The sequence below is a fragment of the uncultured Mailhella sp. genome (genome assembly GCF_963931295.1).
Taxonomy (GTDB): Bacteria; Desulfobacterota; Desulfovibrionia; order Desulfovibrionales; family Desulfovibrionaceae; genus Mailhella.
Genome location: NZ_OZ007001.1, coordinates 1963639 through 1988403, shown reverse-complemented (window position 1 = coordinate 1988403; position 24765 = coordinate 1963639). Strand labels below are relative to the sequence as shown.

The following is a 24765-nucleotide window of genomic DNA, read 5'->3' as shown; positions in this document are numbered from 1 at the left end:
CTTCGCATTTCGCCGAAACGCGTTTTGTCCGCGCCTGCAACGGTCGAGCCTCTGACGACTGGACAGAGGCCGCGCTCTTCACGTTTGCGGCCCTTGCAGACTCGTCTCCGCCCGAACCGTGCGCCTTTGCTTCGCGTCTTTCAAATGACAGCCCTGCAAACTTTTCCGCGCGCAAAATCGCGTGAAATAAAAAGGCAGAGCCCGCAAGCCCTGCCTTTTCGGAAAGTGGTTTTCCCAGACTAATCCTTGTCGCAGTCGGCCCGGAACTTTGCGCCCCACACGAGCCGCCCGCAGCCTGAGCAAAACGCCCGACGCCTTCCGCCCGGCATCCGTCTTCCGCATCGATCCCCAGGCCACTCTCCCCTCGCGCCCCGGCGGCCTTCCACAACGCTGAGCTCGCGCCCCCGGCCACCTCCAAAGCGCGGTGTCCGCGCAGCGCAGGCGAAAACTCCGCAGCCCTCCGCCGACTGCCGACGGACGCAGCGCGCCCTTTCGTCCGAACGAGGCAGAACGCCCCGCCACTCCCGCCGCAGGCGCGGTTGTGACATCTTTGAAAAAAAGCCGAAACGCAAACTTCGCTTGACGCTTCTCGGCGTTCCCGTCTATTCTTTCCACATTTCCCGCGAGTACGCTTCTCGCACCGTTTTCCGCTCCGTGCGTCAACCCTCTTTGCATCGAGGCGACTGTGAACCATATTGTCATCTCTGTCATCGGACGCGACTGCCCCGGCGTGGTCTATGCCATATCCAACGCTCTGTCCAAGGAAAAGTGCAACATCGAAGAACTGAGTCAGACCATCCTGAAAGGTCAGTTCGCCTCCATCTTCATCGTCTCCGCACCGGAAGACGTCAGCGAGGAAGACATTCAGCGCGTGGTCAGCCTCAGCCTCGAAGCCCGTCACATGGATCTGACCGTGGCCGCCCGCACCTTCGAGACCGACACCTTCTCCAGCGGCGAGGAAACCGAACCCTTCGTCGTGACCGTCAACGGTTCCGACCGGCCGGAAATCATCGCCATGATCTCCGGCATCTTTGCCGAGCAGAAGGTAAACATTGAAAATCTGAAGGCCATCCGCATGGATGAGGACAGCAACGAATGCGTGCTGATGTTTGAAGTGGCCCTGCCGCTTTCCATCAACCGCAACGCCTTCCGTCAGATGCTTCAGGCCAAGGCCCGCAGCGTGGGACTTACCATCAGCATCCAGCACGAAAACATCTTTGAAGCCATCCATCGCGTACCCATCGTCTAACCCGGATCACAGGTCTGCCCATGCTCACTGAACGCGAAGTGCTCAGCACTATCAACATGCTCCGCAACGAACATCTCGATGTTCGCACCGTTACCCTCGGCATCAGCCTCTTCGACTGCGTCAGTCACGACTTCGACGTATTCTCCTACAAGGTGCGCGCCAAAATCGCCAAATACGCCGCCCATCTCGTGGAACACTGCAACGAAGTCGGCGCGCGCTACGGCATTCCCGTGGTGAACAAGCGCATCAGCATCAGCCCCATGGCCGTGGTCGGCGCGGGATTCAACGCCGAACAGATGGTGCGCGCCTGCCAGATGCTTGACGAAGCCGCCAAGGAAGCCGGCGTCGATTTTCTGGGCGGCTTCGGCGCCCTCGTGGAAAAAGGCATGACTCCCGGCGACAGATCCCTCATCGACTCTCTGCCCGAAGCCCTCGCCACCACCGACCGCGTGTGTTCCTCCATCAACGTGGCATCCTCCAAGGCGGGCATCAACATGGACGCCGTGGCCCTCATGGGCCGTCAGATCGTCAAGGTGGCCGACGCCACCAGGGACCGCGACGGCATAGGCTGCGCCAAGCTCGTGGTGTTCGCCAACATTCCGCAGGACGTGCCCTTCATGGCCGGCGCCTATCTCGGCATCGGCGAGCCCGACGTGGTCATCAACGTGGGCGTCTCCGGCCCCGGCGTGGTGAAGAAAGCCATCGACCGCGCCAAGGAAACCCATGAAAATCTGACGCTCAGCGACGTGGCCGAAGTCATCAAGTCCACGGCCTACAAGGTGACGCGCGTGGGCGAGCTCATCGGCAAGGAAGTGGCCGGACGCATGAACATTCCCTTCGGCGTGGCCGACCTCTCCCTCGCTCCCACTCCCGCCGTGGGCGACTCCGTGGGCGAAATTTTCCAGAGCGTGGGCCTCTCCTCCATCGGCGCGCCGGGCTCCACCGCCGTGCTCGCCATGCTCAACGACGCCGTGAAGAAGGGCGGCGTGTTCGCATCCTCCCACGTGGGCGGCCTCTCCGGTGCGTTCATTCCCGTTTCCGAAGACTCCAGCATTGAAGCCGCCGCCAACAGCGGCGCGCTCACCATGGAAAAACTCGAAGCCATGACCAGCGTGTGCTCCGTGGGCCTCGACATGATCGCCATTCCCGGCGACACCCCCGCCACCACCATTTCCGGCCTCATCGCCGACGAAATGGCCATCGGCATGATCAACACCAAGACCACCGCCGTGCGCGTCATTCCCGTGCCGGGCAAGGGCGTGGGCGAAACCGCCATCTTCGGCGGCCTGCTCGGCCAGGCCAAGATCATTCCCGTGAACACCGGCGACGCCTCCGCCTTCATCAATCTCGGCGGACGCATTCCCGCGCCCATCCACAGCCTGAAGAACTAACGCTCCATCCGTCATGACAGAAAGAGGGGGAGGAAAACAAAATGTTTTCCTCCCCCCTCTCTTTTGCGCCGGACCTCCGTGCTGCGCGCTACGACGGCATGACCGATGTCCTCGACGCGCTCTTTATCGGTCATGTTCCCCGTCGGCTGAAAAGCCTTGCAGAACGTCATGCATCGGCATGCATCTTGAGAAGCCTGTACGCATTCCTGTACAGAATTTTTTCCTTTTCTTCGTCGGTAAAGTCATACCCGTTCAAATCATCCACCGCATCCTTGATGCCGTAGCAGGGATACGCCGAACCGAAAATGACGCGTTCACAATTCAGCCAGCGGCATCCGTTCGCGTACATCTCCCGCCCCGGCGTCCAGGGATTGTGCATGTAAAGATCGGGAATGAGCCACACGTTGGGATGAAGCGCCGCCACATTGAAGATCTGCGGTATCCACGGATAGCAGGCATGGGCGACGACTATCTGAAGCCTGGGAAAATCATTGGCGATTTTCTGAATGTGTACCGGGTTGCTGTATTCCAGCGTCGGCCCCTGGTACAGACTCACGGTTAGCACCACCGGCATGTCCGCCTGCTCGCACAGGGAATACACGGGATAAAACACGGCGTCGTCGGGAAGCCGCGCCGGATCATTCCAGCCCGGTTCAAGCGCCACGCCTTTAAATCCGTAGCGGAAACACTTTTCCAGTTCCTTGACGGCGGAAAAAATCCCGGACGAAAGATCCACCCCGCCGAACGGAACAATCATGTCGGGATACGCGTCCGCCAGCTCCTTCACGTCCTCGTTGGAAACGGACGACGCCTTGTCTGCAATGTTGCGCGCCATGACGACGCCCTTCTCCACGCCCGCGTCCCGCATTTCCTGAAAGAACAGATCCATGGACTTCTCATGGGCCGAGGTCAGATAGGTGCCGCGCAACGCCATGGGGCCGACACTGTTGCACACCGGATTAAATATGGAAAGATTCTTGAATCCCTTGAACGGCGGCCGGAGCCGAAAGTCAAAAATCATATGCGTTCTCTCCTGTCAGTTGCCGTAAAAATCAGGACACCAGCCGCTCGCCGAGCCTTGCCTCGACTATCTTCCGCAAGCTCTCCATCCGTGCCTTATCGAGCTTCACGTCTCCCATGGGGTACTCCCGGCCCAGCTGATAATACTTCTGCGTGCCGAGACGATGATACGGCAGCATCTCATACGAAATGCTGCGGCCGGGCAACGCTTCTATGAAATCGCAGATTTCGCGAATCGTCTGCTCCGAGTCGTTGAAGCCCGGAATGACCGGCGTACGCAGAAGTATCGGCAGATCCTTGAAATCGGACGATACGCGTCTGACGTTCTCAAGAATCTGCGCATTGTCTGCGCCCGTATAGCGCTTATGAAGAGAGGCGTCGGTGTGCTTGATGTCGAAGATGAGCGTGTTCAGATGCTTTGCGGCTTCATGCAGCACCTCGTAAGGAGCCTGTCCGCAGGTTTCCATGGCCACGTCCAGATAAAGACGTTCCGACTCCCGAAGAAGCGCCGTCAGAAACTCAGGCTGGAAGCAGGGTTCCCCGCCGGAAACCGTCAATCCGCCGGAACTTCTCTGATAGAAAACAGCGTCCTTCTCCACCTCCTTCAGGGCCTCCTCCACGGTGATGCGTCGGCCGAAAATCTTGAGGGCTCCGGCATGGCACCGAGCCGTACAGACGCCGCCGCATTCCGCAAGACGGCATCTGTCTCTTGCAATCACGGGAAAACCGTCTTCAGAAAACGATATCGCCTTCTCGGGACACTTCTCCGCACAAAAGCCGCACTTGTCCTTCGTAAGACAGCGCGTGCCGTTGAAGGCAAGCTCATCCTGCGGCAGCTGCGACTCCGGGTTGCTGCACCAGCGGCAGCGAAGCGAACAGCCCTTGAAAAAAATAATGGTCCGTATGCCCGGCCCGTCATGAACGCTGTATTTCTGAATATTGAAAATGTGCCCTTCAACAAGCCTGTCCTGCATAACCCTTCTCCTGAAGGGGGGCTCCCTTTTGCAGAGAGCCCCCGCTGCGTTACATTTCAGAATGTTCCGTTCTGGCAATCAGATCGTTCTGAAGATCCGGAGTCAGATCAACAAAATAGGCGCTGTAGCCCGCCACGCGGACTATGAGGCTGCGATACTTTTTGGGATCTCTCTGCGCCGCCAGCAGCGTGCCGCGATTGATGACGTTGAACTGTACGTGCCAGAGCTTGAGGTCGATGAAGGAACGAATGAAGTCTATCAGACGACGGGTGCCCTGCTTGCCTTCCACCGCCTTCGGGCTGAACTTGAGGTTCAGCATGCGGGCCGCCCTGTTGATCTTGTCGCGGTTCTTGGACGCATCGTTGCTGAGCAGCACGCCCGTAGGACCGTTGACGTCGGCGCCGTGAGAAGCCGACGTTCCGTCGGAAAGCGGCGTCCAGGCCTTTCTGCCGTTGGCGGAAGCAGAAACCACGCGGCCGAACGGCACATGCGCCGTTACCGGCACATAGCGCGTGTCCATGTAGATTCCGAGTTCCTTGCCGTATTTTTCAAAGAACTCCATGGTATGACGTTCCACGGCGTGACCTATGGAGTCGGCATACGGATCGTTGTTGCCGTAGCAGGGGCAGCTCTTCAAGAGTTCCTGCACGTCCTCGTAGCCCTCAAAATCGGCGTTCAGAGCTTCAAGCAGCTTGTCCATGGTCAGCGACTTGTCTTCATACACCGTCTTCTTGATTGCCGCGAGGCTGTCGATGAGCGTGCCGTAGCCGATGAAGTCCGCGAGGCCGCTTTCGTAGCCTTCCGGAATGTGTTCCGTATGAAGGTCAAGGCAGTACTTCATGCACAGATCGTGCAGGCTGGAGCTCATGGGCACGGCAAAGAACTTCTGCCGCATCTTGTTGATGATGTACTGAATGTCCAGGGCTATTCTCAGATAGTTCGTCTGCTGAACGAGGAAGGCGTTCCAGAACTCCTCCCATGTCTTCAGATTTCTGGGATCTCCCGTTTCCACGCCCATGAGCTTGTCGCCGAACTTCTTCATGCGACCGTTGTTGAGCACAAGTTCCAGCTCGGCCGGAAGATTGACGTAAAGACCGCCGGACGTGTAGGTGTCGCGATTCGGCATGCGCGTTTCCGTGCATCCGCTCACGGCATAGTCGAAAGCCTGATCGAGCGGCGCGCCCTTGGTCGTCATGATGGGAATGATTTCCTCGTCGTTGAACAGCTTGGGATATCCCGTGCCGAACTTGATGGTTTCGGCGATGTCGGCCAGAAAACGCTCGGGAGATCGCACATGCACACGGGCGGCAAGGTCGGGATAATGCAGCGGAAATTCCCGCTTGGACTTCAGGAACAGATACGAAAGATCATTGGTGGCGTCTTCGCCTGCCTTGTTCTGTCCTCCTATGGTTACGGCTTCCCAGTGCGCATAGCCCTGATTGAAGGACGTGCCCTGCGCGGAAATGTACATTTCAATGAACTGCGCCATGCCGCACCATACGCATTCCAGAAGTTCCAAGGCCTGCGCGTCGGTGAGCGTTCCGTTCTCCTTGTCCTGCTTGTAGAGCGGGTACAGATACTGATCCATGCGGCCGTTGGAAATCGTCGTGCCGGTGCGCTGCTCCAGGCGGGAGAACATCTGCACGAAGAACTGACTCTGCACCGCCTGATGGAAGGTCTTCGCCGGATACGCCGGAACCTGACGGCAGTTTTCCGCAATGAGCAGCAGTTCTGCCTTGCGCACGGGATCCTTTTCCACGGCCGCCATCTCTTCGGCCTTTTCGGCGTGCCTTCTGGCCCAGAGCATGATGGCGTCGCTCACGATGACCACCGCTTCCAGGAACGGACGCTTTTCGTGGTAATCGGCCGGACTGTCGGGATCGAGCGCGTCGAGACGCTCCTGCGCCTCGCGACGGATATCCATGAATCCGCGGCGGATCACCTTTTCATAGTCATGCACCCACTGAAGGGAAGAACGCCAGGATGCCGTTTCGTTGACGAGATATCGGGGCGTCGTGCCTTCCTTGTCGATGAACAGGATGTCGTGCAGTTCCTTGGGAACGGCCGCGTTGAAATTTTCGTGGTAGGTCTTTCCCTTCCAGTAGGGGCCTATTTCCTCCTTGATGACGTTCATGGTCTCGGGCGAGATGAACGCCGTGCCGCCTTCGCGTTCTCCGAGCTTGTCGAGAAACGTCTCATAGAAATCGCCTTCGATTTCAGGATACAGAATGCCGTAGCGTCCCTTGCAGCCGATGCGTCCCGCCAGAAGCTGATAGTCGTCGATGTAAATGGTGATGTTGCTTGCAATGTTGTAGAGAGCCTTCGCCCAGCGGAGGTTCAGCGGCTGTCCTTCCGTCTCCTTCATGCTTCTGGTGAAGTACAGGGCCCGCTCAGCGTCGATGACGGGTTCAAGTCCGTCAAAGGTCTGAACGATTTTGGCGATTCTGGGATGATCCCTGGTAAAAACGTCTTCGCCGATGCCGAGAATGCGTTTTTCCTGACCGGACAGCGCAACGTCTTCCTGACTGGCACAGTAGGGAGTACAAGCAGAGGATTCCAGCATACCAACTCTCCTTTACAAGGTTAATGCATGAGATTGGGAAGGAACAAGGAAATGGCGGGAACAAACGTGACGAGTACCTGACACACCAGAAGCGCAAGCAGGAAAGGAACACACGCCTTTGCCAGACTTTCCACCGAAACGTCGCCGATGGAGGAGCCCACGAACAGATTGACGCCGATGGGCGGAGTGACAAAACCGATGGCCAGGTTGACGGTCATCATCACGCCGAAGTGGATGGGATCGATGCCGAAACTGACGACGATGGGCAGCAGCAGCGGCGTGAGAATGAGGATGGCGGCAAGCGCTTCCATGAACGTGCCGATGATGAGCAGAACCACGTTCAGAATGACAAGGAGCAGGAACTTGCTGCTGGTGAATCCCATGATGAACTCGGCCAGCATTTCAGGAATGGATTCGATGGTGATGATGTTGCCGAAGATGCCGGCCATGGCAAAAATGAACAGCACGTTGCTGCCGGTCACACAGGTTTCGACGCAGCAGTCGAACAGTTTTTTGAATCCTATTTCCTTATAAACGAACATGCCCACGTACATGCCGTAGAAAGCGCCGACGGCAGCCGCTTCCGTAGGCGTCATGATGCCGCCGTAAATGCCGCCGAGAATGATGACCGGAACCATCAGGGCCCACCGGGCTTCCACAAAGGCCCTGGCGCGTTCCCTGGCGCCTGCCATGGTCGTTCCACGCCAGTTGTTCTTCCTGGATATCCACCAGGCGACCAGCATCAGCGCACAGCCGCAGAGCAGTCCGGGAACGACGCCGCCGGCAAAGAGCTTGGCAATGCTCTGCTGCGAGGAAATGCCGTAAATGAGCAGCGGATTGCTCGGAGGAATCATCACGCCGATGATGCCGGCACAGGTGACGATGGCCACGCTGAACGTTCTGCTGTATCCGCGCTCCACCATGGCCGGAATGGTGATGCATCCGATGGCCGCCACCGTGGCGGGTCCTGAACCGCTGATGGCGGCAAAGAACATGCAGGTGGCAATGGTGGCCAGGGCCAGACCACCGGTCTTGTCGCCCAAAAAGGCGTCGGCAAGCTTAAGAAGTCTGCTGCTCAGGCCGCCTTCGCCCATGAACACGCCCGTTGCGATGAAGAAGGGAATGGCCATGATGGCCGAGTTGTCGATGCTGGTATAGGTAATCTGCGCCACATAGTCGGAAGGAATGGTGTCGCAGGCCCATATGACGGCCAGACACGAACATGCAATGCTGACGGCAACCGGCGTGCTGAACGCCAGAAAGAACAGGAAGTACACCAGCAGCACGACGGGAGCGCTTTCCCAGTCTTCATAGAAAAAAAGAGGCGCAAGAATGGCGAAGGCCAGCACCAGACCAGTGAGAGCCGAAAGCACGCCGAATTCCCGGAGCGACTTGTAGAGCCGCTGACAAAGCCGCAGGGTGACCAGTCCGAATCCGACGGGAAGAATGGAATACGGCACGGCGTAGGAAAGATGCAGGGCCGCGGAATTCTGCGGAAAACGCTGAATCATGGCAATGTGGTCAAGGCCCTTGCAGATGATGACGCCGGCCAGAACAAAAAACAGAAACGTGTTGGTATTATCTATGATAGCCTTGCCAGTTCTGTTAAACATATCATAAAATACAGTGACGCGAATATCCTTGCTGTATTTTATGATAAGAGGAACCGCAAGATACGTTATCCATACGAATACGAATCGTGAGAGTTCCTCAGTCCAGACCACAGATCCGGCGTCGCCAGAAAACATATTGATAACGATGTATCGATATACTGTTTGAAAAAATATGGCATGAATAATAATAATGAGTCCAATAAAAAGAAAAATCTTTTCAGCATTCTCATCAAGCCATATCAACGTTCGTCTTGCACTCATATCACCCTCTGTAAAGTAGATGAACAGAACAAAATCGATACATCATAGGGAATCAGAACATCACAATATACGCCGTGGAGAATATCGCATGAAGAAATTTTCAAGCATTGATGATGAATGATCGACCGACCAGTTCTGTTAAGTTCACGTGTAAAGGATTGAAAAGGGTATAAGACAAGACCCCCTGAATAATCAGAGAACAATCTCCCCGTTCACGCTCATGAAGAGAATGAACGGGGAATATGTTGCCGGAGTATTATTTCAGAGCGTCCATGAACAGCGTATAGGCTTCGGGAGAAATCTTGGGACGGAACTCTTCCCACACGGGCTTGGTGAGTTCCTTAAGCTTGGCGTAGTCGGCCTCGGAGCACATGTTCATCGTCACGCCCTTTTCCTTCATTATTCCATAGGCGTCCACATTCATCTTGGCGCTGAGCGAACGTTCATAGGCCACGGCTTCCGCCGCCGCTTCTTCAATGATCGCTCTCTGCCCGTCCGTCAGAGACTTCCAGAGGTCAAGGTTCATGACCACAACATGGCCATAGTAGTTGTGCTTGGTGTCGAGAACGTACTTTGCGATGTCGCCGATGTCGCCGAGCGGAGCAATGGAGGCGTTGTTGACGGCCATGGCGTCCACGGTGCCCTGCCGCATGGCGGTTACGGTTTCGCCCCACGCCATGGGAATGGGATACATGCCCAGAGCCTTGGCCACGGCAAGTTCAACAACGGAGTCCGTGACGCGGACCTTCACATTCTTCAGGCCTTCAATGGTGGACACGTTCTTATTGTGGAACTGAAAATCACGGTAGCCCACGTCGCCGAAGTAGATGAGCTTCAGATTGATGCCGTTCAGCACCTTTTCATAGTACTGTCCCAGCGGACCGTTATCCATGGCGGCAAACAGCTTTTCGAGAGCCTTGGGATTCATCGGATCGATGATGTAGGGCATGTCGAAGAGCAAAAAGTCGGGAGCGAACAGGGAAAGATTGCCCGTAGAGATGGAACTCATGGAAAGACTGCCCTTCTGCGCCCCTTCAGTGGTGACGCGGTCGCTGCCGAGAATGCAGTCGCCGTACACCTTGAGTTTGATTTTCCCTCCTGACTTCTGTTCCAGGAGTTCACTGAATTTCAGGCAGCCCAGCGACACCTGGTCTCCTTTGTTCATGGGATGGCCGAGCCTCATGTTCAGCTTCTTTTCCGCAGCGTCGCAATGGCCGGCAACCAGCAGTCCGGCCAGTCCAAAACAAAGAACCCCAAGAGCGAATCGAAACGCAGACTTCATGTTTTTCTCCTGTTAATAACGGTTGAAAATACTCCTTTCCTTGTCAAACTTCCTGCATGCATGAAATTCATCGCGTTGTGCATTAAGTAACAATACCCAAAAAAAATATCGATAACTTGTGTTATCGATATTGAGTTTTTTTATTTTTTCAGAGCCCGAGGCTTATCACGCTCGCGGGTGGAAAACCTGCCGTTCGCCCAAGTAAGGAGCAAAACAGTAAAAGCAGCTCTTCTCATCCTTTACCGATAAATAACTATCCTATTTTTAAACGTCTGAATTTTCATTTCCTTCTTCAATTCAGAAAAAGCTCTGCTTATGGAAACTGAATGAACATTCATAATGCTTGCTATATCTTTCTGACTTAAATTCAACTCTAATTTATCATTTTCACCCATATTTTTAAATTGATTTAAAATAAATGTTTTTAAACGTTCTTTTATGGATTCATTTTTAAAATTTTCAAATTTTGTTGATACACTTGTTGATTTGACTGCAAGAGTAAACAAAAAATTTTTCACTATTTGTGAATCTCGAATAAGCTTGGCAACAGCACTCTCAGAAAATTTAGTCACCAGACTGTCTTCAGCAACAACTATTTCATCCATGCTGCTGTGTCCGGAAAAAAACCACCCTTCTCCAAAAAATCCTTCCTTGACCACATAGGCAAGATTCATTTCACCGTGATGCACAGGGCGGAAACCAAAAATAGTTCCTCTATGAAGATAGTATATATGTTTTAAATTTTCTCCATAATAAACAAGAAACTCACCCTTATGAAATGTCGATGTTGTTCCCAGTGAAAAAACTTCCTTTGGCAGACGTGGAGCTTTTGATACGTCAAAAATATGAGGAAAAAAAAGCTGATTAATTTTATGTACGGAATCTATAGCCATTCTCTCCCCCTTTTACTCATAAATTCAATATAATTATGTAAATACTATTGTATATTATAGGATGCCAAATATCATATATATTATAATAATAGCATACCATGTCAACGAATAAGGATTATTAAAACTATAAATCACAAAATCGGTTATAACAAAAAAAGCCCCATATACGTTTAAAAGGCATATGAGGCAAAGATATTTATGTGGCACCCGGTGCATGGCTTAGACCCGCAAATCCCTGCGGACTAAGGATATTAACTCTCTTGCGTATGCCAGTTTCGCCACCCGGACACGCTTCTTTCGTATCAGCACTGAAACGAGATGACAAGAGAAAGCTTATGCGTCGACGGTCTCTTCGACAGGGACGGCTCATTTGCCTTTTCCTTCTCTACGCTGAAACGGGAGACCAAAGCGACATTTTCGCCCAGCGTCGTGGATCTGCTCGAAAAGGAACAGGTCGACGCATCGTGGTGAGCCTGCTGCTCTACATCGACGGCACGGGATGCGGACGAAATCTTGAACGACTCCTTACTGCTGAAAAAGTGTTTTTGGACATAATCGCTTTGTGCTCCACCTGCTAAGCGAGGGGGGGGGCGTTTCCGTACTCTTAACTGCCTGAAGGAGTAACGACGAAGGCCGCTCCATTCCGGGGCGGCCCTTGCATTTAATGAAAAAGGGAGGACGAAAACAGCTCCGTCCTCCCTCTCCCGGCGTTCCCGGGCGGACACGCCGCCCAGGAACCTCCTCACTTCACGGCATCACACAAGCATGGTGATGGGAAACTCTATGGTGATGGAACCGGTGGGACAGCCTATGCGGCAGCAGGCGCAGTGCCAGCATTCTTCAGGATAACGGACGAAGGGCCCGTCTTCATTGCGGTCCAGAATGTAGTTGGGGCAGCGCTCCACGCAGGTGCCGCAGTCGATGCAGTGACCGCAGTGTATGCAGCGGGAGGCCTCTGACTGAGCCTGTTCGGCGTTGAAACCGAGATCAATTTCCTCAAAGGGCAGCAGATGCGTCCGGTCGGACTTGTTCGTCTGCTGACGGGGAGCGTGTTCATGATAGGTCGGATTCTCGATTTCCTCGAACTGCACGACATGCTGCTCCTGCCTGAGCGCCTTTTTCTCCATGACGAGAGAAAGGGTTCCGCTCCCGTTTTCCTTGAAGACGACTTCGGGAAATTCCGTCAGGCCTTCAAGGCGGCAGTGCACGCCGATGGCGGCCCTGCGGCCGCTGCCGATGGCCGAGGCCACCGTGGCCGGTCCGGTGACGATGTCGCCGGCGGCAAACAGTCCGGGAACCGAGCTTTCCTGGAAGTCGTCGACCACCATATAGCCGCGGGCCGTTTTCTGGAGGGAGAGGCCTTCCAGAAAATCCGTTTCCGGCATCAGACCGCTGGCGCAGATCACCATGTCGGCCGGCAGGGAAATGACGTCGCCTTCGCGGAATTCGGCGATGAGCTCGCCGCTCTCGCTGAAACGGAAGCTGGAAAGCCCGGAAGCCCTGACCGTATTGCCCTCGACGCCGTCCGCAAGATAGGACGCGTAAAGATTGATGTTTTCAGCCCTGGCCTGTTCCACTTCCTCCTGCGGAGCTTTGATGGCGTCGGCCGCTTCGGGGAACACGAGGCTGACGGAACCGGCGCCGAGACGACGGGCCGTAAAGGCGCAGTCGAAGGCCACGCCACCGCCGCCGAGCACCACCACGTTCTTTCCGGCCAGGCTCTGACGGGACAGATTGCTGGCCCCGAGGAAGCTCACTGCGGGAACCAGCGCTTCCCTGCCGGGAATGTTGAGCAGACGTTCCTTCTGATTGCCCACGGCGACCACCGTGGCGTCATAGGCGTCCATGATTGCGGCGAGAGCCACATCCCTGCCGACCTTGACGTTGGTGTGCGCGGCGATGTTGAGCGAGAGCACGTTGCCCACTTCTCTGTCCACGACGTTCTTCGGCAGTCTGAAATCCGGCACGGACACGCGGGGAACGCCGCCGAGCACGGCCGACGCTTCAAACACCGTGACGGCATGGCCCATGAGGCGGAGAAAATATGCGCAGGTCATGCCCGCAGGGCCGGAACCGATGACCGCCACCTTCTTTCCCGTATCGGCCAGAGGCGCAAGGCGGGAAATGACGGGAGCGTCGGCGGCAAAACGTTCCAGCGCACGGATGGAAATTCCTTCATCATACTTGCGGCGGTTGCAGTGCATCTCGCAGGGATGCGTGCACACGCGTCCGGTCACGCCGGAGAAAGGATTGCGGGAAAGAAGCACGGCATGGGCCTCTTCCGGCTTTCCGTCCTTGATCAGGGTTTCAACAGCCTGAATCCGGTTGCCCGCCGGGCAGTGCGCCTCGCACGGCGATGTTCTGTTCTGACGCTTCTGAAAACCCGAAACCACCAGCTCTTTCAATTCCTTACTATATCTGGGAGGCATTTTCTCTATCCTTTTCAGCTGAATATGACTTCATGCTCACTGCCAGGAAATCCTGGGCCGGCCATCCACCTTTTCCGTCACCATGAGCCTGTTCAGGGCGGGATCGGGATCGGGGTAGTCGGAACGCATATAAATGGTGCTGTTGGATGTCTCCCGGTGTTCAATGCTGGCCAGGGTGACAAGCTTGCACATCTCCAGCAGAACAAGCGCTTCATGGGTGCGCATGAGTTCATGCCAGTTGTCTGCAATAAGGTCGTCCTTGAGCGCCTCGATGCGGGCAAGGCTGTCCAGAGCCTGCTTCATGCCCCGCTCGTTGCGGACATACCCCATGTAAGTAGTCCATGACCTGTCTGATGGCGCTTTCAAACTGCGCATAATGCGTGCCGCCCTCGGAATGCAGGGGAGCAAGAACGCGACGGCGTTCCGCCTCCGCTTCTCCGGCGGACACGTCCGGCACGGCGTCAATGGCTTCGGCCTTCGCGGAAGCATGCTTTCCGGCCGCATAGCCTCCGCACATGGCGCCGGAAAAAGCCTGAAAACCGGTTCCCACGAAAAGACCGGAAATGTTGCTCTCGAAATGTTCGTCGCGAAGCACCAGCGCTTCCAGAGCAAGGTCGCCTATTTCCACTTCCATGAGCTTATTGTAGAGGTCCACGCCCTTCTGTTCGGAATATTCCTTCCATGTGGCCTTGTCGCCGGGCATGAGTTCTTCCGTAAGCACGCGCTGACTTTCCCGGGGAAGATTGCGGGTGTCCATATAAAAAGGCGGGCCGTAACCGGCAATCTGCTCCCGCACAAGTCCCTGCACAAAAAGATGACGGGGAGCCTGCTCCAGCATGGGATGGTACTTCTTCATGAGGCGCTCGCCCTTGTAGTTCAGAGCTGCGCCGCCTTCGCCCGTGAGGCCGTTCATGCCCGGGCAGCCGAAGCTCTTGGGAAGCACCGTGGCGATCTGGCGGGTATCGAGACAGCCGATGCGCGCGCCGGCTTCGTAGGCAAGAATATACTGGGCTCCGGTATTATGACTGGGGAACTGCGCGTTGAAGGGATTTCTGGTGGAATTGGTCGTCACTCGCGTGGCGCGCGGACCGAGGGCCAGCACCGCCGTCTTGCAGCGGATGACGTGAAATTCCCCGTTCAGCACGTTGTAGCCCATGGCGCCGACCATGCGACCGTCTTTGACCACAAGTCTGGTGATCATGACGTTGTCGAGGACATCCACGCCTATCTCGCGAATCTTCTTCGCTATGAGCGGCTTCATGTACTGGCCGTCGCGGATGAGAATCCACCACTTTCCCGGCTGACCGAAACCGCGCGTGCGCAGATAGCTGCCGTCTTCCTTCTTGCGGAACTGAACGCCCACGTCCGTGAGCCATTCGATCATGTGGGGAATGATCGCTCCCCACTGACGGACGGTGTCGGGGAGAAGGCCGTTGGTGGGCGTGCAGTACACCTTCACCATGTCTTCCACGGTATCGTAGGGCTCGTCGGTGTTCAGAACCCCCATGAAATGATCGTTGCCGCCGCCTATGCAGCCTCAGCTTTCCAGTTTTCCCTTATCGACCAGCAGCGTCCTTTTCCCGGCTTCCCGCGCAGCTATGGCTGCGCCGCAACCACTGGCTCCTCCACCGAGCACCAGCACGTCGGTTTCGTGGTACTGAACGGATGTTTCCTGTGCAGACATAACATCTCCCGGTTTTAGCGTTCCGACCGCGACTGTGTGTTTCCGCGGCTGAAATCCATATGCGGGGCTTGCGTACGGAAACGCCTGCCCGCATGCCGACTGAAGCGTGGCGAAAAACGAACAGGCTGGACGGAAAGGCAACAATGCCGAAGCGCGTCTTCCATGCCGGGCACCCGCAGCTTCCGTACAGAGGGGACTCCTGAACGCTTTCCCCGTTGCCGTCATTTCCTCGCATCTGTATAGTTTTCGGGGGACACTTGCAGATGAAAAGGATGCGGCAGCTTGACCATGAATACGTTTTACCGCCGGCAGCTTGTGAAAATCAAAACTATTATTTTTATACTACTATCCAATAATTCGATGGCCTGAGTTCGACTTCTTTCACGCCGTTGGTGTACGCTGAGAGCAAACGCCCGTCCCAAACAGAGCCAGGGGGAGAAAGTATGATTCCGGAAATCGCTGGAGACTTTTTGCAGCAATTGCGCAGCTTTTACTATGTGGCCACCTGCGGAAGCGTTTCTGACGCATCAAATGAAATAAACCGGACTCAAAGTACGGTAAGCTATCACATACAACTTCTTGAAAAAAGTCTTAATGTGGTACTGTTCTCAAGAATAAAGAACAAAATGATCCTTACCGATGAAGGCAAACATCTTTTAACATGGACCCTCAGGATTTTTGACACCATTTCATGCATGCATGATGAACTTTGTGACGCCTCACAATACGGATTCATGCGCATTGCCGGCACAAGACCGATATTCAGCTCTGAAGAATTCGGCCGTTCGTTTTCTCTTTTTCACGAAAGATATCCGAACATTCACGTCTCACTGAACAGCGGTCATCCGTCGCTGCTCTATTCAAGCATCACCACCGGACAAAATGATTTCGGCCTTGTCGGCATATCCAGCGAATCCGAAGAGCTCGACTTCATTCCCCTCTTTCGGTCGCCGTTTCTTCTGGCCGTCAGCAGAAGTCAGACGGAATGTTTTTCCTCTTCCATAACCATGGACGCGTTGAAAACGCTTCCCTATATTTCCTTTTCCATAAATTTAAGAGAAAAAACATCGAATTTCAGTCTTGTGCCTCGCCAGGTACAGGAAATCATGTCGTACAACTCCATTCTCTCATGCAGCAGCTACTATATCATCATGAAATATGTGGCCATGGGTCTCGGCTGCACGATCATAGACATGCTTTCTCTGAAAAGTCTCAATGTCATCGACAAAATACGAGTCATAGATCTGAGTCCTCTGCTTCCCGGGCTTCAGTACGGCATCGTTTTACGAAAGAAAAGCAGCGTGTCCAAATTCAAGCAGGATTTCATCAACATCATTATGGACAACATGAAAAATATGAATTTGGCAAAAGACATCCATGAATTTATTTAACGTGCAGGGAGCACGGGAAACGACGACTGTCCCCTGTCGCCGATCTCCATGAATGCCGCACTCTCAGCAGCCCGGGAAACACAAGATTGCCGAAACTTTTCCCGCATGCATTTCCGCGCCTCACCCCGAAGAAAAGACAACAAAACCAGAGAACGCCGCTTTTTTGATGCAAAAAGCCCCATGTTCTTTCCCTGAGAACATGGGGCTTTTAACATCATCCTGTGGTACCCGGTGCGGGGCTTGAACCCGCAAGTCCTTGCGGACGAGGGATTTTAAGTCCCTTGCGTATACCAGTTTCGCCACCCGGGCACGTTTCTTTCGTACCAGCACAGGCAAAGGATGACAAGAAAAAGCTTACACGACGGCGGATTTTTCCAACAGACGCTCCGTGTTGAGTTCCTCGCCCTTCCCCTTGCCAAGAGAAGCGCGAGCTTCTATCCTGAAGCGAATCTTGATCAGACGGAGTTTTCATGACTTCCTTCGATACCGTTATTCTTCACTTCTGCCGTCTCGGTCCGGCCGGACTCGCGCCGAAGGCTCCGGGCACGGCGGGCTCATTTCTGGCCACGCTGCTGGCCCCGCTGCTTTTTCTTCCGCTGTCGCTGCCGTGGCGGCTCGTGGCGCTGCTTGCGCTCTTCATTCTCGGCGGTCTGGCCGCTTCCCGCGCGGAAGTTTTGCTGAACCGGCAGGATCCGGGCTGCGTGGTCATCGACGAGCTGGTCGGCCAATGGGTGACCATGCTCGGCTTCGGCGGATTTTCCGCCGCTTCCGGATGGAAGGACGTTGCGCTTCTTCTTGCGGCGTTTCTCCTCTTCCGCGTTTTCGACATTCTGAAGCCGTGGCCGGTTCACGCTTCGGAGAGCTGGCTGCCTTCCGGCTGGGGCATCATGATCGACGACGTGCTGGCAGGAATCTGGGCGCTTTTGTGCGTGAGCGTTCTCATGCTTGTGATCAATCTGATGTTTCCCGGCGCATTGACGCTGTAACGCCATGAAATATGTTGCCATCGACTACGGCCTCAAGCGCGTGGGCATTGCCGTTTCCGACATGGACGGCTCGTTTGCCTTTCCCCGCTGCACGCTGAAGCGGGAGACCAAGGCGGCGTTTTTCGCCCAGCTTCTGGAGCTGCTCGACAAGGAACAGGCCGACGCCATCGTGGTGGGTCTGCCGCTCTACACCGACGGCACGGAATGCCTCACCACCGTGCAGGTGCGCCATTTTGTGGAATCTTTGAAGCGCCGCACGTCGCTGCCCGTGTACTGGATGAACGAAGTGCTGAGCAGCGCTGCCGCGGAACATGAACTCTACGACTTCGGCATGGGCTTTCGCGAGGTGAAAAAGGTGGTGGATCAGCAGGCCGCCGTACTCATTCTTGAAAGCTTTCTCGACCAGCCGGAAGAAAGGAGACTCCTGGCATGAGTCCGAACAACGACAGCCTCAACGAACAGCCTTCCCCGGAAAAGGACGACAAAGGCTCGGCCGCTTCCGAAACGCGCGTCGCCGGGCATTCCGGACCCTCGCCGGACCAAAAGCCCCGCAAAAAGAGTCGCGCGCTGCTGTGGCTTTTGTGCTTTGTGCTGGCGGTGTGTCTTTCCGCAGGGCTCTACGCCTGGCACGATGCGGACGTCTTTCTGAACACGCCGCCGTCCGTGCCGGGGAAAAATCTCATCGTGGACATCGAACCCGGCATGAATCTCGGTCAGGTGGCCGCCATGCTGGAGAAGGAAGGCGTGGTCACCAACGCCTGGCGCTTTCAGATGCTGGTGCGGTACAAGGAAAAGAGCCGTCACATTCAGGCCGGACGTTTTCTGGTCAGCACGGGATGGCTTCCGGAAACGGTGCTGGACATGCTGGTGTCGGGCAAGGCCATGCTCTACCGGCTGACCATCCGCGAAGGGCTCGCCTGGTGGGACGTGGCCGAACTGGTGGAGGAAGGCGGATTCTGCAAGGCGGCGGACTTCACGTCCGTCATTCATGATCCGGAATTTCTCCGGCACTGGGGCATTCCCTTCGACTCTGCGGAAGGCTTTCTCTTCCCGGACACCTATCTTCTGCCCCATCCGCGCGAACTGGACAAAGACGCGGCCAGAGCCGTAGCCAACCGTCTGGTGGAAATGTTCTGGCGTCGGGCCGACAGGCTCTGGCCCGAAGGAAAGCGTCCCTCTTCGGAAGAGCTGAAGCGCATCGTCACGCTCGCCTCCATCGTGGAAAAGGAAACCGGCGTGCCCGAAGAGCGCGCCCGTGTGGCCGGCGTGTACGCCAACCGGCTGGAAAAGAACATGCTTCTGCAGGCCGACCCCACGGTGATCTACGGCCTTGGACGCAATTTCGACGGCCCGCTGCTGCGCAGCCAGCTCGACAACGCCAACAACCGCTACAACACCTATCAGAATCCGGGACTTCCGCCGGGGCCCATCTGCTCCTTCGGAGTGTCCGCGCTTGAAGCGGCCATTCATCCGGAAAAGCACGACTACCTCTACTTCGTGGCCACAGGCCGCGACAGGGGACACACCTTCTCCAAAACGCTTTCCGATCACAACCGCGCCGTGCGCGACTATCGCGCCGCCGTGAGGGCCTCGAAAAAATAATACCCCGCATGGGCAGGAGAAAGGGCGGACTTTTCAGAAGTCCGCCCTTTTTGCATCCGAACGCCTACGCTCCGAGGAACCAGTCGCCCCAGAGCGCCTGACCGAGAGAAATGGAACCGTCGCCTGCGGGCATGGCGCAGGGCAGCAGCGGACGAAGACCGAGACGGCGCAGTTCGGCGGGAAGTTCCGCAAGCAGGGTGCGGTTGTTGAACACGCCGCCGCCAAGCGCCACGTCGAGCACGCCGGAAGCGTCCGCCGCCGCGCGGGCCCAGCGGGCCAGCCCCAGCGCAAGCCCCCGATGAAAACGCCGCGCAAGACGACCCGGCTCGGCAGCGTCCCGCGCGGCCTGCACAAACAGCGCAACCACGTCGGCTTCCAGCAGGCCGTCCCGTTCCCGCAAAGGCAGCTCGTAGGCTCCGGATTCCTGCCTGTCCTGCGCCTCTTCCAGACGGATGGCGGCCTGTCCTTCATAGGTGACGTCGAAACAGCGGCCGCAGAGGGCGGAAACCGCGTCGAAGAGACGGCCGCAGCTTGAGGTGAGCGGACAGCGGATGCCGTGATGCAGCATTTCGTCGATCATGGGCGCAAGTCTGGCACGCTCGGGAGAGGCGGCAAGCCACGGCGCTTTGCCCGAAAGTCCGGCCGCGCGCCACAGAGCCTGCGCCGTGCGCCAGGGCGAACGGATGGCCGCTTCTCCGCCGGGCAGGGCAAAGGGCGAAAAACGACCCAGACGCTGCCAGCTTCCGGGCGAGACGAGCAGAAGCTCGCCGCCCCAGATCGTGCCGTCGTCGCCGAGGCCGGAACCGTCCAGCGCAAGCCCGAGCACGGGAGAAGACAGACCGTGTTCCGCCATGACGGCGCACACGTGCGCAACGTGATGCTGGAGCATAAGCTCCTCAAGGCCGCGCGAAGCGGCGACATCGTCGGCAAGGCGGCTCGAAAGATAGTCCGGATGCAGATCGCGCACCACCACGCGCGGCTCCACTTCCAGAAGACGCAAAAGATGTTTCAGCGTTTCCTCAAAAAATGCGAAATTCTCCGGGCGGCTCACGTCGCCGAGGTGCTGGCTCACGAAGGCTTCCCGGCCCCGGGTAAGACAGAAGGTGTGCTTGAGCTCCGCGCCTGCGGCAAACACCGAGTCTCCTGCCTCGACAAAAGGGCGCTCGGGCAGACGCACGGGTTCGGGCACAAAGCCCCGCGCTCGGCGCACCATGAGCTTCGGCGCGGCGGGGCGGTCGGGAGCGCTCTCCGCGGAAAACATGACGGAATCGTCCACGCGTACAAGAATGTCCCTGTCGTGACAAAGGAAAAGATCCGCCATGGAGCTGAGACGCGCCTTGGCCTCCCGGTTGCCGAGGCACAGGGGCGCGCCGTGCGGATTGCCCGATGTCATGACCAGCGCGGGCAGCGCGTCTTCGCGGCGACCGCCCGCCCATTCGGGATGAAAGAGCAGATGATGCAGCGGCGTGGACGGCAGCATGAGGCCGATGCTCGCCGTGTCCGGGGCAAGCAGATCGGGCAGCGCGTCGCGGCTTTCATCCGCCGTTTTCCGGGGGCAGATGACGATGGGGCGGCGCGGCGAACAAAGAAGCTTGGCCGCGCCTTCGCCGATCACGGCCACGCGCCCTGCCGCGTCCAGATCCGCAGTCATGACGGCAAGAGCCTTGTGCGGACGCGCCTTGCGGCGGCGAAGCTCGGCCACGGCGTCGGCGTTTCGCGCGTCGCAGACCAGATGAAAGCCGCCGAGTCCGCGCACGGCGGCAATCCTGCCCTGCCTGAGCGCGGTCAGCAGAAGAAGCACGGCGGCGTTGCCCATGACGACGTGCTCCGGCAGGCCGTAGCGCTTCTTTCTCTCGGCGTGCAGGGCCTCGTGCGCGTCATCGAGCGCCGCGCCCCGGGCAAAAAGCGCGCTTTCCGCCTCGCGCAGCCGCGCCGGATCGCCGTCCAGCCAGAACACGGGGCCGCAGTCCGGGCAGGCGTTGGGCTGGGCGTGGAAACGCCGGTCGGCCGGATCGTGGTATTCTTCGGCGCACGGCGCGCACATGGGAAAACAGGCCATGCTGGTCACCGGCCTGTCGTAGGGAATGGATCGCGTAATGGTGTAGCGCGGCCCGCAGTTCGTGCAGTTGGTGAAGGCATAGCCGAAACGCCGGTTGCCCGGATCGGCCATGTCGGCAAGGCACGCGTCGCAGGGAGCGACGTCCGGGCTCACCAGCACGCTGTGACCGCGGTGCTCGCCGTCGAGGCTTTCGTGAATGCGAAATTCGCTCTCGTTCTCCACGACTCCGGCCTCACGCCGCTCCAGAGAGGCGATGCGGGCAAGCGGCGGCACGCGCTCCGGAAAAGAGGCGAAATTTTCCAGCGCGGCCTCCTCTCCCTGCACTTCGATGCGCACGCCTTCGGACGTGTTGCCCACGCTTCCCGTGAGCCCGAGCTGCGACGCCTCCCGATAGATGAAGGGTCTGAACCCCACGCCCTGAACCTGACCCGTGACCGTGTAGATGTGCCTTGCCCTCATGCAATCCTCCGGCGCGCAGTATAGCCTCCGCCGCCGTCGAAGAAAAGCGCCCCGCACGAGCAAACGGGAAAGGACTGCATTTTTCCTTGAGAAAGCGCCCGCAATGCCATAAGATGTCCGGACTGGAAGCTGCCGAGAGAGGTTTTTTCGTCCCTTCATTTCCACGGAAGCGATGAAAATGGCAGATTCCTCCGGGGAACCTTCCATGTCGAGGTTTGCTCTCACGGCGGCGGCTGCCCGGCTGTTCGTCCTCTGGCCCCGGATTTTCCGCGCACTGATGTCAAGGAACGGAACATGTCTGAATTCAAGCTGCAGGAACGCACTCTCGGCCAGATGCTGGACGAGACCGTCATGCGTTTCCCCGATCGTGAGGCCCTTGTTTATGTGGGGCACGATTACCGGCAGACCTGGAGCGAGTTTGCCGACACGGTGGACAGGCTGGGACGGGGTCTGATGGCGCTGGGCGTGCAGCCCGGCGAGAAGATTGCCCTGTGGGCCACCAACGTGCCCAACTGGGTGACCCTCATGTTCGCCGCCGCGCGCATCGGCGCGACGCTGCTTGCGGTGAACACCAACTATCGCGACAGCGAACTTGAATATCTCATCCGCCAGTCGGAATGCGAAAACTTTTTCTGCATCGACGGCTTTCTCGATTACGATTACGTCTCGGCGCTCTACCGCGTCATTCCCAACCTGAAGGATCAGCACGAAGGCGAGCTGCACTGTGAAAAGTTCCCGCATCTTCGCCGCGTCATGAGCCTCAAGGACATTCCGCATCCCGGAGTGCTGCCGCTTTCCGCCATTCTGAACCGGGCCGGAGAGATTTCCGACGCCGAGTACGAGGCGCGCAAGGCGCAGGTAAAGCCCTGCGACGTGGTCAACATGCAGTACACCTCGGGCACGACGGGCTTTCCCAAGGGCGTCATGCTCACCCACGTGGGCATAGGCAACAACGGCTACTGCGTGGGCGAACGCGAAGAGCTCACCGAGCAGGACCGCGTCATCATTCCGCTGCCGCTCTTCCACTGCCTCGGATGCGTGGTGGGCGTGCTCGCGTGCGTCAGTCACGGCGCCACCATGGTGATCACGGAAACCTTTTCGCCGGAACGCGTCATGGCCGCCATTCAGGACGAAAAATGCACCGGCGTGTACGGCGTGCCGTCCACCTACATTTCCATGCTGGGGCATCGGCGCTTCAGTCAGTACGATTTTTCCAGTCTGCGCTTCGGCCTCATGAGCGGTTCCGTGTGCCCCGAGCCTCTCATCCGGCAGGTGATGGACGCCATGGGACTTTCGGCCATCGTCATTCCCTACGGGCTCACCGAATGCTCTCCGGTCATCACCATGACCGGCATCACGGAAAGCGACGAACATCGCTGCCGCTCCGTGGGCAGCGCGCTGGAAGGCGTGGAAGTGAAGCTGCGCGATCCCGTGACCCATGAAATCGTGCCCTGCAACGTGCAGGGAGAAATCTGCTGCCGCGGCTACAATGTAATGAAGGGCTACTTCAACATGCCCGAGGCCACGGCGGAAACCATCGACGGCGAAGGCTGGCTGCACACCGGCGACCTCGGCGTGATGGACGAAGAAGGCTACCTGCGCATCACGGGACGCATCAAGGACATGATCGTGCGCGGCGGCGAGAACATCTACCCCAGGGAAATCGAAGAATTTCTGCTGGAAATGGATGCCGTGCGCGACGTGCAGGTGCTGGGCATACCCTCCCGGCGCTACGGCGAAGACGTGGCGGCCTTTCTCATTCCCTGCGAAGGCAAGACCGTGCGCCCCGAGGACGTGCGCGACTTCTGCCGCGGCCGCGTGGCCTGGCACAAGATTCCGCGTTACGTGGCCGTGGTGAACGACTTCCCCAAAACGGCCAACGGCAAGGTGCAGAAATTCAAGCTGCGCGAAATGGCGGCGGAGCTGTTCCCCAATGTCAAGTAAGCCGCTCATCGTCTATCTGGCGGCGCGGGGCTTTGAACAGGATCTTCTGGACGAACTCAGGCTCCACAGCGTGCGCGTGCTCGAAGTGAAGGAACGGCTGGTGCTCGCCGAAGGCCTGTTCCATTCCGCCTGGGCCCAGAACATCTGGCTTGAGCCGTTCTTCCAGCCCATCACGTCCGTGGGCAACGCGGTGCGCACGCTCAAGTCCATCCAGCGCAACTGGAAGCTGCACGCCGTGGATTTTCACCGCCGCGCCGCGCTCATCGAGCAGCAGCTTCCTCCCGTGAAGGCGCGGCCGCTCGTCTTCGGCGAGAGCGCGCCCGCATCGCCCCTCGGCTCCTGGACGCTCTGGGATCACGACACGCTGCTTGTTTCCGCCGCGTGCAGTTCCGCGTTTCCCGACGGGGAAGTACGCTTCGAAGAAGACAAGGTCAATCCTCCGAGCCGGGCCTACCTCAAGCTGTGGGAAACCTTCACCCTGCTGGGCGACGGCCCGAAGAGCGGCGAACTCTGCCTCGATCTAGGCTCCGCGCCGGGCGGCTGGACATGGGTCATCGCCACCATGGGAGCACGCGTGTTCAGCATCGACAAGTCGCCCATTGATCCGCGCGTCGCGGCCATGAAGGGCGTCGATCACTGCCTCGGCAGCGGGTTCGGACTGGAACCGCAAACCGCGGGCCATGTGGACTGGCTTTTTTCCGACATGGCCTGCTATCCCGAACGGCTTCTCGGCGCGGTGAAGGCATGGATTGAAGCCGACGCCGCGGAGAATTTCGTGTGTACGCTCAAGCTTCAGGGAAGCACCGATCACGCTGTGGTGCAGGCGTTTCGGGAGATTCCGGGCTCGCAGGTCATGCATCTTTCGTGCAACAAGCACGAACTGACGTGGGTGAACCTCGGAAAGGTGCGGAAGAGCACCGCGTAGGGCACAAGGCTTGCGGCACTTGTGTTTAGGGCTGTTCAGA

19 protein-coding genes and 1 tRNA gene are annotated in these 24765 nt (G+C 57.4%); 8 read left to right on the top strand and 12 right to left on the bottom strand.

Annotated features, from left to right (window positions below; all coding sequences use genetic code 11):
* Positions 1 to 685: 685 nt before the first annotated feature.
* On the top strand, positions 686 to 1249 hold the full coding sequence (locus ABGT79_RS08290) for an ACT domain-containing protein (protein WP_346665784.1): 564 nt from the start codon (positions 686 to 688) through the stop codon (positions 1247 to 1249).
* Between the two features lie 20 nt (positions 1250 to 1269).
* Positions 1270 to 2640 carry a PFL family protein gene (locus ABGT79_RS08285; RefSeq protein ID WP_346665783.1) on the top strand — a complete coding sequence of 457 codons (1371 nt, stop codon included), beginning with the start codon at positions 1270 to 1272 and terminating at the stop codon, positions 2638 to 2640.
* A gap of 166 nt (positions 2641 to 2806) precedes the next feature.
* Here ABGT79_RS08285 and ABGT79_RS08280 read toward each other — a convergent pair whose 3' ends face one another.
* From ABGT79_RS08280 to ABGT79_RS08235, 10 genes are all read right to left on the bottom strand, one after another.
* Positions 2807 to 3661 (bottom strand): amidohydrolase family protein, encoded by an 855-nt coding sequence (locus tag ABGT79_RS08280; protein ID WP_346665782.1) that lies wholly within the window; start codon positions 3659 to 3661, stop codon positions 2807 to 2809.
* Positions 3662 to 3692: 31 nt separating this feature from the next.
* Positions 3693 to 4634: a glycyl-radical enzyme activating protein gene (locus tag ABGT79_RS08275; RefSeq protein WP_346665781.1), complete on the bottom strand. Its 942-nt coding sequence runs from the start codon at positions 4632 to 4634 to the stop codon at positions 3693 to 3695.
* A 49-nt stretch (positions 4635 to 4683) separates the two neighbouring features.
* On the bottom strand, positions 4684 to 7197 hold the full coding sequence (locus tag ABGT79_RS08270) for a pyruvate formate lyase family protein (RefSeq protein WP_346665780.1): 2514 nt from the start codon (positions 7195 to 7197) through the stop codon (positions 4684 to 4686).
* A 20-nt stretch (positions 7198 to 7217) separates the two neighbouring features.
* Positions 7218 to 9071, bottom strand: a complete 1854-nt coding sequence (locus ABGT79_RS08265) for a TRAP transporter large permease subunit (RefSeq protein ID WP_346665779.1) — start codon at positions 9069 to 9071, stop codon at positions 7218 to 7220.
* Between the two features lie 256 nt (positions 9072 to 9327).
* Positions 9328 to 10353 carry a TRAP transporter substrate-binding protein gene (locus ABGT79_RS08260; protein WP_346665778.1) on the bottom strand — a complete coding sequence of 342 codons (1026 nt, stop codon included), beginning with the start codon at positions 10351 to 10353 and terminating at the stop codon, positions 9328 to 9330.
* 239 nt (positions 10354 to 10592) lie between these two features.
* Positions 10593 to 11246, bottom strand: coding sequence for a Crp/Fnr family transcriptional regulator (locus tag ABGT79_RS08255; protein ID WP_346665777.1), 654 nt, complete (start codon positions 11244 to 11246; stop codon positions 10593 to 10595).
* A gap of 755 nt (positions 11247 to 12001) precedes the next feature.
* Positions 12002 to 13675 carry an FAD-dependent oxidoreductase gene (locus tag ABGT79_RS08250; protein WP_346665776.1) on the bottom strand — a complete coding sequence of 558 codons (1674 nt, stop codon included), beginning with the start codon at positions 13673 to 13675 and terminating at the stop codon, positions 12002 to 12004.
* 36 nt (positions 13676 to 13711) lie between these two features.
* The gene (locus ABGT79_RS08245) at positions 13712 to 13978 is read right to left on the bottom strand and encodes a hypothetical protein (protein WP_346665775.1); all 267 of its coding nucleotides are present in this window, start codon (positions 13976 to 13978) and stop codon (positions 13712 to 13714) included.
* Positions 13905 to 15182, bottom strand: coding sequence for an FAD-binding protein (locus ABGT79_RS08240; RefSeq protein ID WP_346665774.1), 1278 nt, complete (start codon positions 15180 to 15182; stop codon positions 13905 to 13907). The genes ABGT79_RS08245 and ABGT79_RS08240 overlap by 74 nt, the downstream gene beginning before the upstream one ends.
* A gap of 30 nt (positions 15183 to 15212) precedes the next feature.
* Positions 15213 to 15359: an FAD-dependent oxidoreductase gene (locus ABGT79_RS08235; protein WP_346665773.1), complete on the bottom strand. Its 147-nt coding sequence runs from the start codon at positions 15357 to 15359 to the stop codon at positions 15213 to 15215.
* A gap of 695 nt (positions 15360 to 16054) precedes the next feature.
* Here ABGT79_RS08235 and ABGT79_RS08230 point away from each other — a divergent pair.
* The gene (locus ABGT79_RS08230) at positions 16055 to 16750 is read left to right on the top strand and encodes a LysR family transcriptional regulator substrate-binding protein (RefSeq protein WP_346665772.1); all 696 of its coding nucleotides are present in this window, start codon (positions 16055 to 16057) and stop codon (positions 16748 to 16750) included.
* Positions 16751 to 16972: 222 nt separating this feature from the next.
* Here ABGT79_RS08230 and ABGT79_RS08225 read toward each other — a convergent pair.
* A tRNA-Leu gene (locus tag ABGT79_RS08225) sits at positions 16973 to 17059 on the bottom strand.
* Between the two features lie 161 nt (positions 17060 to 17220).
* Here ABGT79_RS08225 and ABGT79_RS08220 point away from each other — a divergent pair.
* From ABGT79_RS08220 to mltG, 3 genes are read left to right on the top strand one after another with little or no spacing between them, the layout of a single operon-like run.
* Entirely contained in the window at positions 17221 to 17736 is a 516-nt protein-coding gene (locus ABGT79_RS08220) for a phosphatidylglycerophosphatase A (protein WP_346665771.1), read from the top strand.
* A 4-nt stretch (positions 17737 to 17740) separates the two neighbouring features.
* Positions 17741 to 18169, top strand: a complete 429-nt coding sequence (gene ruvX, locus ABGT79_RS08215; RefSeq protein WP_346665770.1) for a Holliday junction resolvase RuvX — start codon at positions 17741 to 17743, stop codon at positions 18167 to 18169.
* Positions 18166 to 19338: an endolytic transglycosylase MltG gene (gene mltG / locus ABGT79_RS08210; protein ID WP_346665769.1), complete on the top strand. Its 1173-nt coding sequence runs from the start codon at positions 18166 to 18168 to the stop codon at positions 19336 to 19338. Before ruvX ends, mltG begins: the two co-directional genes overlap by 4 nt.
* 64 nt (positions 19339 to 19402) lie before the next feature.
* On the opposite strand, the gene hypF is transcribed toward mltG, so the two are convergent.
* Positions 19403 to 21856 carry a carbamoyltransferase HypF gene (gene hypF / locus ABGT79_RS08205; protein WP_346665768.1) on the bottom strand — a complete coding sequence of 818 codons (2454 nt, stop codon included), beginning with the start codon at positions 21854 to 21856 and terminating at the stop codon, positions 19403 to 19405.
* Positions 21857 to 22150: 294 nt separating this feature from the next.
* Between hypF and ABGT79_RS08200 the strand changes: the two genes are divergently transcribed.
* Both ABGT79_RS08200 and ABGT79_RS08195 read left to right on the top strand, forming a co-directional pair.
* Positions 22151 to 23800, top strand: a complete 1650-nt coding sequence (locus ABGT79_RS08200) for an AMP-binding protein (protein WP_346665767.1) — start codon at positions 22151 to 22153, stop codon at positions 23798 to 23800.
* Positions 23790 to 24725 (top strand): SAM-dependent methyltransferase, encoded by a 936-nt coding sequence (locus ABGT79_RS08195; RefSeq protein WP_346665766.1) that lies wholly within the window; start codon positions 23790 to 23792, stop codon positions 24723 to 24725. Before ABGT79_RS08200 ends, ABGT79_RS08195 begins: the two co-directional genes overlap by 11 nt.
* Positions 24726 to 24765 lie beyond the last annotated feature (40 nt).